This is a genomic window from Johnsonella ignava ATCC 51276 (assembly GCF_000235445.1).
Lineage (GTDB): Bacteria > Bacillota > Clostridia > Lachnospirales > Lachnospiraceae > Johnsonella > Johnsonella ignava.
In genome coordinates this window covers 22,549-35,342 of sequence record NZ_JH378834.1, presented here as the reverse complement: position 1 = coordinate 35,342, position 12,794 = coordinate 22,549, and the positions used below count along the sequence as shown (strand labels likewise).

Below are 12,794 nucleotides of genomic sequence, written 5' to 3'. Positions count from 1 at the left end.
TAGAAATGGAGGGTATTTATGAGATGGATAATAAAAATAATCTTATTTCCAATCAGCTTGCTGCTGAGTATCCTTACTGCCTTTCTGACATTTATACTTGGCATAGGAACAACTATTCTGTATTTCTTAATGCTGATGTGTATAGTTGCTGCAATAGGATCATTTATGCAAAAAGATATATCACTTGGCATTGAGGCATTGGTATTAGGATTTTTGTTAAGTCCTTATGGAATACCGATGGTCGGAGCAGCTGTTATAGCATTCCTTCAGGGAATCAATGAAGCAATAAAATCAATCTAAAAAAATTCATACAAATGGTTACCAAAGGCGATAGAAGAAAAACTATCGTCTTTTTCTTTGCCAATTTTTTGGGGAGGAGGTGAAGCGATGGACTTTGACTATTTCTATAACAGAGAAGCAGAAAGATTTAACTTTCTAAAAGTACCTGAAATATTGGTAGACGGAGAAGAATTTAAGGGACTGTCTGCTGAAGCAATTATCCTTTATTCTATGCTTTTGAAACGAACAGGAATGTCCTTTAAGAATAATTGGGTGGACAAGGAAGGCAGAGTATTTATCTATTTCACAGTCGAAGAAATTATGAGAAGAAGAAATATCTCAAAGCCGACAGCTATAAAAACATTAGATGAACTCGATATGAAAAAAGGAATCGGACTGATTGAAAGAGTAAGGCTTGGGCTTGGTAAGCCGAATGTCATATATGTTAAAGACTTTATGAGCATATTAGCGGTAAAAGAAAATGACTTTCAGAAGTCAAAAAACTTAACTTCAGAAGTAAAAGATTTTAACCTCAGAAGTAAAGAAAATGAACTTCAGGAAGTTCAAAATCTTGACTCTAACTATATAGAGAATAATAAGAGTAAGTATAGTAAGAGAGAATATAGTTTTGGTGTAAACGGACTTGGAACATTTCAAAATGTATTTTTAGCTGCTGAAGATATATCCGATTTACAAATCATAATGAACTCACAGCTTGATAATTACATTGAAAGGCTATCTGCATATATCAAAAGCACCGGAAAGACATATAAAGACCATAAAGCAACAATCCTTTCTTGGTTCTATAAAGATCAGGGGAGAGGAAAAGAAGTGAAAACATCAAATATACCGACATGGGAAGAATATGATAAAGGAGAACACCTATGATGAAAGAATTGGAAAAAGTAATGATAGAGGATGTAGAGTACTCTTATGATCCTGAAAAAGAGTATATCAAAGATGGACACGCCTATTGCAAAGTCTGCCATGAAAGAAAAGACGGAAAAGTGATGGAGTTCTTTGATAACAAGATGATATTTAAGATTTCTTGTAAATGCGATAGAAATAGAGAAGCAAAAGAAAAAGAAAGACAAAAGCAGATGGAGATTGAACGATTAAAGAGTAGCTGCTTTAACTCGATTATTCAGTGGTCATACACATTTGAAAATTATCAGGGAGAAGAAAATCAAAGCCTTATCATTGCAAAGAACTTTGTAAAAAAATATGAGGAAATGAAAAAAGAAAACATCGGACTCCTTTTTTATGGCTCAGTAGGTAGCGGAAAGACCTATCTTGCCTGCTCCATTGCAAATAGCCTTATTGAACAGTATCGAATAAGCGTTAAAATAAGAAATTTTTCACAGATTATCAATGAACTGCAAAAGGGAGGATTTGATTTTGACAAGAACGCATATATAGAATCGCTTGTGAATACGTCTGTTCTTATCTTGGATGATTTAGGAATTGAAAGAGATACAAGCTATGCTAAAGAGCAGGTATATAACATTGTGAATAACAGGTATTTAAAACAGAAACCGACTATTTTCACCACAAACCTTTCTTACGACACAATTGTAAATTGTACAGAAAGTGTGGAGTATCAGAGGATTTATTCACGAATTATAGAGATGTGTATTCCTGTTATGGTTGTAGGAGAAGATTTTAGAAAGGCTATTCAAAAGGATAAGCTGGCTCGTAATAAAGAGAGGTTACTGAACGGAGGTGAGAGAACTTGATCAATGAAGAAATAGCAAGAAAAACGCTGAATATGGAAGTAAGAGCTGCTAAAGTAACAGGAAAGCTAATTCTGAACTTATTAAAGAAACTGATGAAAGAAGCAGAAAAGCTTGGAGGATTTGAAAAACTTGTAAATAGCAACGGAAATGAAGTAAAGCTAAAAGATATGGTTAAAAAGGGACAGCTTGAAGAAATTCCGGTTGAAGAAGCAGAGCTTAAGGAACTGAAAAAAGAACTTAATCGGTATGGCGTAAAGTTTTCAGTCATGAAAGATAAGGAGAGTGGGAAATATTCAGTATTCTTTCAAGCTAAAGATATGAAGGTTATGGAGAAAGCCTTTAAGCATGCCCTGTCAGAATCGGAAAAGAAAACGGAAAGAAAAGAATCTATTCATAAGAATATTGAAAAGTTCAAGGAAATGGCTAAAAACTCTGTTTCCAAAGATAAAATCAAGAATAAACAAAAGGAGCAGAGCCTATGATAGATAAGATATTAAAGGACATCAAAGGCTTATTTAAGGTGCAGGATAAGGTAAAGTTTCTAAAGCAGAATATTCCCTATCTTGCATTTTTCTATTTAGGAAACATCTTTTCAAATCATGTAAGAAGCTATGTTGGAGGAGATGTGATAGATAAAATATTTCAGGGGATATTGGAGCTTAACACAATGAGCTTTCTTCCGAGTATTCATCCGGCGGATATTTTAATAGGTATAGGAGTGGCTGCTTTAATCAAATTCATTGTCTATACAAAAGGGAAAAACGCTAAAAAGTTTAGGCAGGGAAAAGAGTATGGATCGGCAAGATGGGGAACTAAAAAAGATATAGAGCCATATATGGATGAAAAGTTTCAAAATAATATTTTGCTTACACAAACTGAGCGATTAACAATGAATGGTAGACCGGCTAATCCAAAGTATGCGAGAAATAAAAATGTGCTTGTTATCGGTGGTTCAGGAAGTGGAAAAACCCGATTTTATGTAAAACCAAACCTTATGCAAATGCACAGTAGTTATTGCGTAACCGATCCGAAAGGAACGATAGTCCTTGAGTGCGGCAAGATGCTTGAGAATAATGGCTATGAGATTAAAATCTTAAATACCATTAACTTCAAAAAGTCCATGAAATACAATCCCTTTGCCTATATCCGTTCTGAGAAAGACATTCTGAAATTGGTGCAGACAATCATAGCAAATACGAAAGGAGAGGGCGAAAAAGCAGGTGAAGATTTTTGGGTCAAAGCTGAAAAGCTCTACTATACAGCCCTTATCGGCTACATCTTCTATGAAGCTCCAAGAGAAGAAAAGAACTTTGCAACACTTCTCGATATGATAGACGCTTCAGAAGTTAGAGAAGATGATGAAACCTATATGAATCCGATAGACAGACTCTTTGAAGCACTGGAAAAGAAAGAGCCTACACACTTTGCAGTGAAGCAATATAAAAAGTACAAATTGGCTGCCGGAAAAACAGCAAAGTCTATTCTTATTTCATGTGGTGCAAGACTTGCTCCCTTTGATATTAGGGAACTTAGGGACTTGATGAAAGAAGATGAACTTGAGCTTGATACCCTCGGAGATAGAAAGTCAGCACTATTTGTTATCATCTCTGATACAGACGATACTTTTAACTTTGTAGTTTCCATTATGTACTCACAACTTTTTAATCTCTTATGTGATAAGGCAGATGATGTATATGGCGGACGATTACCTGTCCATGTGAGATGCTTGCTTGATGAATTTGCAAACATCGGCTTAATTCCAAAGTTTGAGAAACTTATAGCAACAATCCGTTCCAGAGAAATATCAGCAAGTATCATACTTCAAGCACAATCTCAGTTAAAGGCAATCTATAAGGATAATGCCGATACAATCGTAGGTAACTGTGATAGTACCTTGTTTCTTGGTGGCAAGGAGAAAACGACACTAAAAGAATTGTCTGAAACACTGGGAAAAGAAACGATAGATTTATATAACACATCGGAAACAAGGTCAAATCAAAAGAGCTTTGGTTTAAATTATCAAAAGACAGGTAAGGAACTGATGAGCCAAGATGAGATTACTGTAATGGACGGTAGTAAATGTATTTTTCAGCTTAGAGGTGTAAGACCTTTTCTTTCAGATAAATTCGACATCACAAAGCATAAGAACTATAAGTTCTTAGAAGATTATGACAAGAAGAATGTGTTTGATATTGAAGAATATATAAAGAGAAAAGGCAAGGTTAAGCTTAATAGAAATACGGTAATTACAAGATTGTAAGATTTACTGTTATAACTATATGGTCGAGGGTATATTTGATATAATAAAGCTAGATAAATTTGAATTTGTGGAGGTTTTCTATGAAGTATGAAGAAATTAAATTAAATATTTCAAATGATAAAATTAGCAATTACAAAGTATTTAAAGGGATGAAGCTGTATTCTGAAATATTTAAATCCGAAGATGAAAAGAAGTTAATAAATAAAAGAGTATTTGTAACTCCAAAGGGAAACTATGTTTATTATGAAAGGACAGATATAAATTGGAACTATTGGTCAGATAAAACAAGATATGATTCGAGTTTTGAATTAAGTGATATAAAACATAATATAGTATTTGAAGTATCAACAGAATTGACTAAGTTTACAAAATATTTAGGAGAAGAAGTGGTCAAAAAAATTATGTTTAAAGAAAAAAATGGAGAAATAGTAGAAGTACTGGATATTTAGTACATCTTGAACTCCCTATTTATTAGATTAAGTAAATTTGGAATTTTGGAGGTATCCGTTTATGAAATGGTATAATTATACGGCTAAACAAGAAAAAAGAAATTTTCAAAAAGTAATTGCTGTATGAGTAGTAGGTGCAATTTTAATTCTACTTATTCGTATAGTTTTTCATACTATTTTGTAAGTAAAATATAAATCCTAGTTTATTGAACTGAAAAATTGAATACTAAATGCGTAAGACGATAGAAAAGAAAAAAATCTATCGTCTTTTTTCATACCTATTTTCAATTTATATTGCGATCAATAAATAGGGGAAACTCGCTAATTAGCGGACTAGTTTTTCAAGTACCTTTCACTAATATATACACGACAAAATGCTAATTCCCTTAAATATGTTAAAGACAATAAAGGAGATAAGATGATAAGGATCAGAAGTCCCACTAAGAAAAAACTAAATAGTAAGAGTATCAGCGATTGGAAAAGTAATACTTCTGGTCGCTTTTTTTATTGAATTGAAAAGGAGAAATTTAAAAAGATGAAACAAGAAATGATTAACATCAACGCCAACTTAGTGGCGGAACCTACTTTCTCAAACTTTGAAAAAGACGGAGAAACGGTAGAAGTTGCAAATTTTACGCTTGTAAAAAAGTACGGAAAGGGAAAGGAGTACATCAACTGTGCAGCCTATGGAGAAAAAGCTGAGAAAGCAAAGGACTTTGAAAAAGGTGATTTAATCCACATCTTTGGTTACTTTAAGAAGCGTGAAAAAGAGGGAAAGACTTACAAAAACTTTGTAGTGAAGTCATATAACAAGATTGAAAAGAAAGAAGAAAACGAGGAGGAATAACTTATGGCATTTTTTACACAGGCAGTTAATGTATTAAAGATTTTGGTTATGGCAGTAGGTGCAGGACTTGGAGCATGGGGCGTTATCAACTTGATGGAAGGATATGGTAATGACAATCCCGGTGCTAATGCTCATGTACGGTAAGGAAGCAAGCAACCGAAAACAAGAGATAGACCGCCAGCACTACACTATTCCGAACCAAAGACCAAAAGATAAGCATTGTGGGAAAATCTAAACTTTTGGATTTTCCTACAATGCCAACTACGGCGGAATCCCTCCCACTCCTTATATCTTTCTGTATACATTGAATTTGTATTTAGTAAAATGCAGACAACACCACGGATCGGCTTTTGGTTGGACAATTCCAACCAAACACCACAGCAGACAGCAGAAAACATTCTGAACGCTAGGAAGCCGGTATGATTGTTACATATAAGGGGAAGAAAAATTTCTTTTAGGTACTTGCTTTCCTAAAACTGATGTGATACAATGATTTAATCCAGAAAAGGAGTAAAAAATATGCGGCAAGGTATTCTTAAATAAAACTATAATCAAATAGTGGGAACAAAGGATTATGATAGCTCCTTTTGTAGGGGCTTAGTTTTTTGTACCCAATTTAAGAATACTTTTGCCTTATCAATTTTGACATATCCCCAAAAACAGCAATCACAAACAGGTGTATGCTGTATATGTGTATGTCCGCAACTTATAATCCCCAGTGGTAAAAGTATTTTACTGCTGGGGATTTTTATGCCCTTTGGGGCTGTAAAGGGAGGACAATCACATGAAAATAATCAATATTGGAATTCTTGCCCATGTAGACGCTGGAAAGACGACCTTGACGGAGAGCCTGCTATATGCCAGCGGAGCCATTTCAGAACCGGGGAGCGTCGAAAAAGGGACAACGAGGACGGACACCATGTTTTTGGAGCGGCAGCGTGGGATTACCATTCAAGCGGCAGTCACTTCCTTCCAGTGGCACAGATGTAAAGTTAACATTGTGGATACGCCCGGCCACATGGATTTTTTGGCGGAGGTGTACCGCTCTTTGGCTGTTTTAGATGGGGCCATCTTGGTGATCTCCGCTAAAGATGGCGTGCAGGCCCAGACCCGTATTCTGTTCCATGCCCTGCGGAAAATGAACATTCCCACCGTTATCTTTATCAACAAGATCGACCAGGCTGGCGTTGATTTGCAGAGCGTGGTTCAGTCTGTTCGGGATAAGCTCTCCGCCGATATTATCATCAAGCAGACGGTGTCGCTGTCCCCGGAAATAGTCCTGGAGGAAAATACCGACATAGAAGCATGGGATGCGGTCATCGAAAATAACGATGAATTATTGGAAAAGTATATCGCAGGAGAACCAATCAGCCGGGAAAAACTTGCGCGGGAGGAACAGCAGCGGGTTCAAGACGCCTCCCTGTTCCCAGTCTATCATGGCAGCGCCAAAAATGGCCTTGGCATTCAACCGTTGATGGATGCGGTGACAGGGCTGTTCCAACCGATTGGGGAACAGGGGGGCGCCGCCCTATGCGGCAGCGTTTTCAAGGTTGAGTACACCGATTGCGGCCAGCGGCGTGTCTATCTACGGTTATACAGCGGAACGCTGCGCCTGCGGGATACGGTGGCCCTGGCCGGGAGAGAAAAGCTGAAAATCACAGAGATGCGTATTCCATCCAAAGGGGAAATTGTTCGGACAGACACCGCTTATCAGGGTGAAATTGTTATCCTTCCCAGCGACAGCGTGAGGTTAAACGATGTATTAGGGGACCAAACCCGGCTCCCTCGTAAAAGGTGGCGCGAGGACCCCCTCCCCATGCTGCGGACGACGATTGCGCCGAAAACGGCAGCGCAAAGAGAACGGCTGCTGGACGCTCTTACGCAACTTGCGGATACTGACCCGCTTTTGCGTTGCGAAGTGGATTCCATCACCCATGAGATCATTCTTTCTTTTTTGGGCCGGGTGCAGTTGGAGGTTGTTTCCGCTTTGCTGTCGGAAAAATACAAGCTTGAAACAGTGGTAAAGGAACCCTCCGTCATTTATATGGAGCGGCCGCTCAAAGCAGCCAGCCACACCATCCATATCGAGGTGCCGCCCAACCCGTTTTGGGCATCCATAGGACTGTCTGTTACACCACTCTCGCTTGGCTCCGGTGTACAATACGAGAGCCGGGTTTCGCTGGGATACTTGAACCAGAGTTTTCAAAACGCTGTCAGGGATGGTATCCGTTACGGGCTGGAGCAGGGCTTGTTCGGCTGGAACGTAACGGACTGTAAGATTTGCTTTGAATACGGGCTTTATTACAGTCCGGTCAGCACGCCGGCGGACTTCCGCTCATTGGCCCCGATTGTATTGGAACAGGCATTGAAGGAATCGGGGACGCAGCTGCTGGAACCTTATCTCTCCTTCATCCTCTATGCGCCCCAGGAATACCTTTCCAGGGCTTATCATGATGCACCGAAATACTGTGCCACCATCGAAACGGCCCAGGTAAAAAAGGATGAAGTTGTCTTTACTGGCGAGATTCCCGCCCGCTGTATACAGGCATACCGTACTGATCTGGCCTTTTACACCAACGGGCGGAGCGTATGCCTTACAGAGCTGAAAGGATATCAGGCCGCTGTCGGTCAGCCGGTCATCCAGCCCCGCCGTCCAAACAGCCGCCTGGACAAGGTGCGCCATATGTTTCAGAAGGTAATGTAAAGATACATAATCGTCAAGACGGCAACAATCAGAAGTTATGGAGGGTAACAATGGAATATAGTAAGGAAGATTTAATGGAAGCAAAAAAGCAAATTTGGGGAGTGGGAGAGAACATGGGAACAGAGGAAAGTAAAAAAATCTGGGAGGAGAACGCACAATTTTGGGATAATGCAATGGGTGACGAATCTAATGAATTTCACAGAGAGGTAGTGCGTCCCAAAGTAACGGAACTTCTATCTCCTAATCCTGCGGATTACATTTTGGATATTGCGTGTGGCAATGGAAATTATTCTTCGTATCTTGCACAAAGAGGCGCTTCGGTTGTCGCTTTTGATTACAGCAAAAAAATGATAGAATTGGCTAAAAGACGGCAATCACAATATGCAAAACAAATTGAATTTTGTGTGGCGGATGCGACCGATAGAAAAAGTATATTAGAATTAAAAAGAAATCGAGCCTTTACGAAAGCAGTTTCTAATATGGCAATTATGGATATTACGGATATTGAACCACTTCTTATGGCTGTTTATGAACTGTTGCAGGAAAGCGGAATTTTTGTCTTTGCAACGCAACACCCTTGTTTTGTCACGTTGACTGAAAAATATATGACACCGCACAGTTACTATGATATAGCGATTGAAGGGCAACCGAAAGAGCAGATTTATTATCATCGTTCCATACAAGATATTTTTAACCTTTGTTTTAGAGCTGGATTTGTCATTGATGGATTTTATGAAGAATGTTTTAAAACCAACAAAGAAATTCCTATGGTAATGATAGTAAGGCTTAAGAAGGTAAAACGTGATAGCTTAAAATAAATTCAAGTTTGTCGGGTAAATAGCAAACCCAGCCGAGCCAGTCAACGGTCAAGATGAACGGCGCATATGCGCAGCCGTTGACAGCCCCGCCCGCCTTTGCTGGTAGGCAATCAAGGGGCGACAGCAAGAAGTGCCACCGCCCCGCACTATTATTCAGAAAGGGGAATTTCCATGACCGACCAGATAGCCTATCAAGAATATATCCAGCGCAGGTACAACGCCTTTTGCAAGACTGTTATCCGCTGTGCCGCCTTGGACAAGATTTTGAAGCTTAAACGGCAATGGGAACGGCAAGTTTCCCTTGACTATCTGATGAACGAGAAGTTTGTCCAGTTTGCCGCGTCGGAGCCGGACGAGGAATACCCATTTACCGTCTGCGGTCAGACCGTCCTGCTCTGCAACGCCGCCCTTGCCGACGCGATCTCTGTTTTGCCGGAGCAGACGCGGGAAGAAATCCTGCGCTATTACTTTCTGCGCCAGCCGCAGCGCGTGATCGGCGCGTGTATTGGCCGGTCACGCAGCACAGCGGGGCGGCATATCCAGCTTGCCTTGCAGCGGCTACGCGAAGAAATGGGGGTGAGCCGGTATGAGTAGACTTCTCCCCTATGAAACAATCCTCAAAGCCCGTGAGGGCGACCCAGAAGCCGTGAACGCTGTCCTGCTCCACTACGCCGGATATATCCGCTATTTCTCAAAAGTGAACGGGCAGGTCAACGCCGAGGTGGAGGACTATGTAAAGCAGCGGTTAATTGACTGTCAATTCAAGTTCCGGCTTGACGAACCACCGGACAAGTCATAAAAACTGAATACCAGCCGCCACCGACGCGGCCAGCGAAAGCAGTAAGTCTTGAAAAAGATTTACTGCTTTTTTTGTTGTCCGGCTCCGCTCCCGGCCATTTTGCCCCCTGCCGGTTGTAGTAGTAAGCGAGGAGGGAATTTTTCTGCCCTGGTGTTTGGCATTTGGAGCATTTACCCGTAGTAGAGGGCAAAGAGAAAGGATTTCTCCAACACCGGGTAGAAACCACTGCGTCCGGTGTCATTTTAGCGAAAGCGGGCAGGAATGCCCTTTACAGGATTAGTAGTAGCAGAAAAAGAGAAACAAACTTTTGTGGTTGCAGTTTTCCAAAAAAGTGGCGGACGGAAGTGAGAGAAAGTTTGCAGTCACGGAGAGCAAGTTTCTACCACGGTGCCAAAATCCGCAATTCTGCGGTTTTGCCCCTCGCGGGAAACTTGTTGGGGAGTGCCTTCCCCAAACCCTGCTTTGCGGCTTGCGCCGCTTATCCCCGCCGCGCTCATGCGGCAAGAAAGGAGGTCACGACCATGCGAAAGAAATACAACACACCCCACCGCAGCCGCGTTGTGAAAACCCGGCTGTCCGAAGATGAATACGCCGACTTCACAGCGCGGCTTGCACCCTATGGTATCAGCCAGTCGGAATTTCTCCGGCAGGCGATACGGCGTACCACCATACGCCCCGTTATCCATGTGTCGGCAGTTAATGATGAACTGCTCTCCGCTGTCGGGAAGTTAGCCGCCGAATACGGCAGGATCGGCGGCAACCTCAATCAGATTGCCCGGTATCTGAACGAGTACGGCGCACCCTACAATGCGCTGTCCGGCGAGGTACGCGCCGCCATAGTCGACCTTGCCGCCCTCAAGTATGAAGTCTTACAGAAAGTAGGTGACGCGGTTGGCAACACTCAAGCATATCAACTCTAAAAATGCCGACTACGGAGCCGCCGAACAATACCTGCTTTTTGAGCATGACGAGTTTACCATGAAGCCCGTCCTTGATGAAACCGGCAGGCTTATCCCCCGCGAGGACTACCGGCTGTCCACGCTGAACTGCGGCGGGGAGGATTTTGCCGTTGCGTGTATGCGGGCAAATCTCCGCTATGGGAAGAACCAGCGGCGGGAAGATGTGAAAAGCCACCACTATATCATCAGCTTTGACCCACGGGACGGGCCGGACAACGGCTTGACCGTAGACCGGGCGCAGGAATTGGGCGAGAAGTTTTGCGCCGAGCATTTCCCCGGCCACCAAGCCCTTGTATGCACCCACCCGGACGGGCATAACCACAGCGGCAACATCCATGTGCATATCGTTATCAATTCGCTGCGGATAGAGGAAGTGCCGTTCCTGCCCTACATGGACAGGCCAGCCGATACGAAAGCCGGTTGCAAGCACCGCTGTACCGACGCTGCCATGCGCTACTTCAAGTCCGAAGTCATGGAGATGTGCCACCGGGAGGGGCTTTACCAAATCGACCTCTTGAACGGCAGCAAGAACCGCGTGACCGACCGGGAGTATTGGGCGCAGAAAAAGGGACAGGCCGCGCTGGACAAGCAGAACGCCCCCATGATTGCAGGCGGTATCACACCCCGGCAGACCAAGTTTGAAACGAACAAGGAGAAACTGCGGCAGACCATACGCGCCGCGCTGTCTGCGGCGGCCTCATTCGAGGACTTTTCCTCTCTGCTGCTGCGGGAGGGTGTGACCGTCAAGGAGAGCCGGGGGAGGCTTAGTTACCTCACGCCGGACAGGACGAAGCCCATTACCGCCCGGAAGCTGGGCGACGATTTTGACCGCGCCGCCGTCCTTGCCGTTTTGGAGCAGAGCGCCGCCAGAGCCGCAGAAAAGGCCGCAGCCATACCCGAATATCCCCGGCATGGGGAAACCGGCATACAGCCCACAAAAGCCCCACAAACCACCACGAAACAGGACGGTGTGCAGCGGCTTGTGGACATTGAGCAGAAAATGGCCGAGGGCAAAGGCCGGGGCTATGAACGCTGGGCGACCATGTACAATCTCAAACAAATGGCCGCGACGCTGAATGTGTATCAGGAATACGGCTTCACTTCCCCGGAGCAGTTAGAAGCCGCCGTTGATACCGCCTATCAGGAAATGCGCCAGACCAGCGGCAAGCTGAAAACGCTGGAAACAGAGCTACAAGGGAAAAAGGAGTTGCAGCAACAGGTACTTGCCTATGCCAAGACCAAGCCCGCTCGCGACGGACTGCGGGCGCAGAAATCTGAGAAAGCTCGCGCCGCATACCGGCAGGCAAACGAGAGCGATTTTATCATAGCCGAAGCCGCCGCCCGGTATTTCAAGGCGCATGGCATTACCAAGCTGCCCGCCCGGAAAGCTTTGCAGGTCGAGATCGAGCAGCTTATCTCCGAGAAAGACGGCCTGTATAACACCTATCACGAACAGAAACAGCGGTTCAAGGAATTGCAGACCGTCAAGCGGAACATCGACCAGATTTTGCGCCGGGAGGAACCCCACCGCAGAAAGGAGCAGAGCCATGAACGATAACCTGCCCCGCATGGACTACCGCCAGCACCGGCGGGCGCGGCGGTTGGTACATGAGTGCTGTAACTATGACGGGGGGAACTGCCTGCTGTTAGACGACGGGGAGCCTTGCGTGTGCGTCCAGAGCATTTCCCTTTCCCTCATGTGCCGCTGGTTCCGTGTGGCTGTCCTGCCCCTTGACGGGGAGCTGGCCGCAGCCCTCTTGTACCGGGGGAGCCGGAAACGGTGTGCGGTCTGCGGCGCGGCATTTGTCCCCAAATCCAACCGGGGGAAATACTGCCCCGACTGCGCCGGCCGCATGAAGAAACTCAAAGCCGCCAAGAGAAAGCGGAAACAAAGGCAGAGATGTCACGCTTTAGAGCCTTTCAAACCCGCATAAATCAAGGCT

At 43.6% G+C, this 12,794-nt stretch carries 14 protein-coding genes and 1 pseudogene; all 15 read left to right on the top strand.

The features are described 5' to 3' along the window. The first annotated feature begins 18 nt into the window (after positions 1-18). The 15 genes and pseudogenes from HMPREF9333_RS08345 (at position 19) to HMPREF9333_RS12610 (ending at position 12,785) form a co-directional block, all read left to right on the top strand. Positions 19-300: a CD1845 family protein gene (locus HMPREF9333_RS08345; protein WP_005541379.1), complete on the top strand. Its 282-nt coding sequence runs from the start codon at positions 19-21 to the stop codon at positions 298-300. A gap of 87 nt (positions 301-387) precedes the next feature. Then, positions 388-1,167 carry a replication initiator protein A gene (locus HMPREF9333_RS08340; protein WP_005541378.1) on the top strand — a complete coding sequence of 260 codons (780 nt, stop codon included), beginning with the start codon at positions 388-390 and terminating at the stop codon, positions 1,165-1,167. After that, complete coding sequence (locus HMPREF9333_RS08335) at positions 1,164-2,015, top strand: ATP-binding protein (protein WP_005541377.1); 852 nt, start codon at positions 1,164-1,166, stop codon at positions 2,013-2,015. The genes HMPREF9333_RS08340 and HMPREF9333_RS08335 overlap by 4 nt, the downstream gene beginning before the upstream one ends. Then, positions 2,012-2,497 (top strand): PcfB family protein, encoded by a 486-nt coding sequence (locus tag HMPREF9333_RS08330; protein ID WP_005541374.1) that lies wholly within the window; start codon positions 2,012-2,014, stop codon positions 2,495-2,497. Before HMPREF9333_RS08335 ends, HMPREF9333_RS08330 begins: the two co-directional genes overlap by 4 nt. Next, positions 2,494-4,275 carry a VirD4-like conjugal transfer protein, CD1115 family gene (locus tag HMPREF9333_RS08325; RefSeq protein WP_005541372.1) on the top strand — a complete coding sequence of 594 codons (1,782 nt, stop codon included), beginning with the start codon at positions 2,494-2,496 and terminating at the stop codon, positions 4,273-4,275. Before HMPREF9333_RS08330 ends, HMPREF9333_RS08325 begins: the two co-directional genes overlap by 4 nt. A gap of 80 nt (positions 4,276-4,355) precedes the next feature. After that, the gene (locus tag HMPREF9333_RS08320; RefSeq protein ID WP_003042548.1) at positions 4,356-4,724 is read left to right on the top strand and encodes an EXLDI protein; all 369 of its coding nucleotides are present in this window, start codon (positions 4,356-4,358) and stop codon (positions 4,722-4,724) included. 535 nt (positions 4,725-5,259) lie between these two features. After that, positions 5,260-5,571, top strand: a complete 312-nt coding sequence (locus HMPREF9333_RS08315) for a single-strand DNA-binding protein (protein ID WP_005541371.1) — start codon at positions 5,260-5,262, stop codon at positions 5,569-5,571. Between the two features lie 3 nt (positions 5,572-5,574). Beyond that, positions 5,575-5,703 (top strand): annotated as a pseudogene (locus HMPREF9333_RS12635) (Maff2 family mobile element protein); the annotation flags it as partial. Positions 5,704-6,355: 652 nt separating this feature from the next. Continuing rightward, complete coding sequence (gene tet(W), locus HMPREF9333_RS08305) at positions 6,356-8,275, top strand: tetracycline resistance ribosomal protection protein Tet(W) (RefSeq protein WP_002586627.1); 1,920 nt, start codon at positions 6,356-6,358, stop codon at positions 8,273-8,275. A 50-nt stretch (positions 8,276-8,325) separates the two neighbouring features. Beyond that, positions 8,326-9,093 (top strand): class I SAM-dependent methyltransferase, encoded by a 768-nt coding sequence (locus HMPREF9333_RS08300; RefSeq protein ID WP_002586626.1) that lies wholly within the window; start codon positions 8,326-8,328, stop codon positions 9,091-9,093. A 171-nt stretch (positions 9,094-9,264) separates the two neighbouring features. Next, complete coding sequence (locus HMPREF9333_RS08295; RefSeq protein ID WP_002586616.1) at positions 9,265-9,687, top strand: sigma-70 RNA polymerase sigma factor region 4 domain-containing protein; 423 nt, start codon at positions 9,265-9,267, stop codon at positions 9,685-9,687. Next, on the top strand, positions 9,680-9,892 hold the full coding sequence (locus HMPREF9333_RS08290; RefSeq protein ID WP_002586615.1) for a helix-turn-helix domain-containing protein: 213 nt from the start codon (positions 9,680-9,682) through the stop codon (positions 9,890-9,892). The genes HMPREF9333_RS08295 and HMPREF9333_RS08290 overlap by 8 nt, the downstream gene beginning before the upstream one ends. 521 nt (positions 9,893-10,413) lie before the next feature. Then, the gene (locus tag HMPREF9333_RS12615; RefSeq protein ID WP_083816615.1) at positions 10,414-10,812 is read left to right on the top strand and encodes a plasmid mobilization protein; all 399 of its coding nucleotides are present in this window, start codon (positions 10,414-10,416) and stop codon (positions 10,810-10,812) included. Further along, positions 10,784-12,409 (top strand): relaxase/mobilization nuclease domain-containing protein, encoded by a 1,626-nt coding sequence (locus HMPREF9333_RS08280; protein ID WP_040882696.1) that lies wholly within the window; start codon positions 10,784-10,786, stop codon positions 12,407-12,409. Before HMPREF9333_RS12615 ends, HMPREF9333_RS08280 begins: the two co-directional genes overlap by 29 nt. Then, entirely contained in the window at positions 12,399-12,785 is a 387-nt protein-coding gene (locus tag HMPREF9333_RS12610) for a cysteine-rich VLP domain-containing protein (RefSeq protein WP_005541343.1), read from the top strand. The genes HMPREF9333_RS08280 and HMPREF9333_RS12610 overlap by 11 nt, the downstream gene beginning before the upstream one ends. Positions 12,786-12,794: the final 9 nt, after the last annotated feature.

Bases quoted from the DNA above. Each gene is read 5' to 3' on its own strand.
- HMPREF9333_RS12610 (WP_005541343.1), top strand. From the start codon at position 12,399: ATGAACGATAACCTGCCCCGCATGGACTACCGCCAGCACCGGCGGGCG.
- HMPREF9333_RS08325 (WP_005541372.1), top strand. From the start codon at position 2,494: ATGATAGATAAGATATTAAAGGACATCAAAGGCTTATTTAAGGTGCAG.
- HMPREF9333_RS08300 (WP_002586626.1), top strand. From the start codon at position 8,326: ATGGAATATAGTAAGGAAGATTTAATGGAAGCAAAAAAGCAAATTTGG.
- HMPREF9333_RS08340 (WP_005541378.1), top strand. From the start codon at position 388: ATGGACTTTGACTATTTCTATAACAGAGAAGCAGAAAGATTTAACTTT.
- HMPREF9333_RS08290 (WP_002586615.1), top strand. From the start codon at position 9,680: ATGAGTAGACTTCTCCCCTATGAAACAATCCTCAAAGCCCGTGAGGGC.
- HMPREF9333_RS08315 (WP_005541371.1), top strand. From the start codon at position 5,260: ATGAAACAAGAAATGATTAACATCAACGCCAACTTAGTGGCGGAACCT.
- HMPREF9333_RS12615 (WP_083816615.1), top strand. From the start codon at position 10,414: ATGCGAAAGAAATACAACACACCCCACCGCAGCCGCGTTGTGAAAACC.
- HMPREF9333_RS08320 (WP_003042548.1), top strand. From the start codon at position 4,356: ATGAAGTATGAAGAAATTAAATTAAATATTTCAAATGATAAAATTAGC.
- HMPREF9333_RS08335 (WP_005541377.1), top strand. From the start codon at position 1,164: ATGATGAAAGAATTGGAAAAAGTAATGATAGAGGATGTAGAGTACTCT.
- HMPREF9333_RS08295 (WP_002586616.1), top strand. From the start codon at position 9,265: ATGACCGACCAGATAGCCTATCAAGAATATATCCAGCGCAGGTACAAC.
- HMPREF9333_RS08345 (WP_005541379.1), top strand. From the start codon at position 19: ATGAGATGGATAATAAAAATAATCTTATTTCCAATCAGCTTGCTGCTG.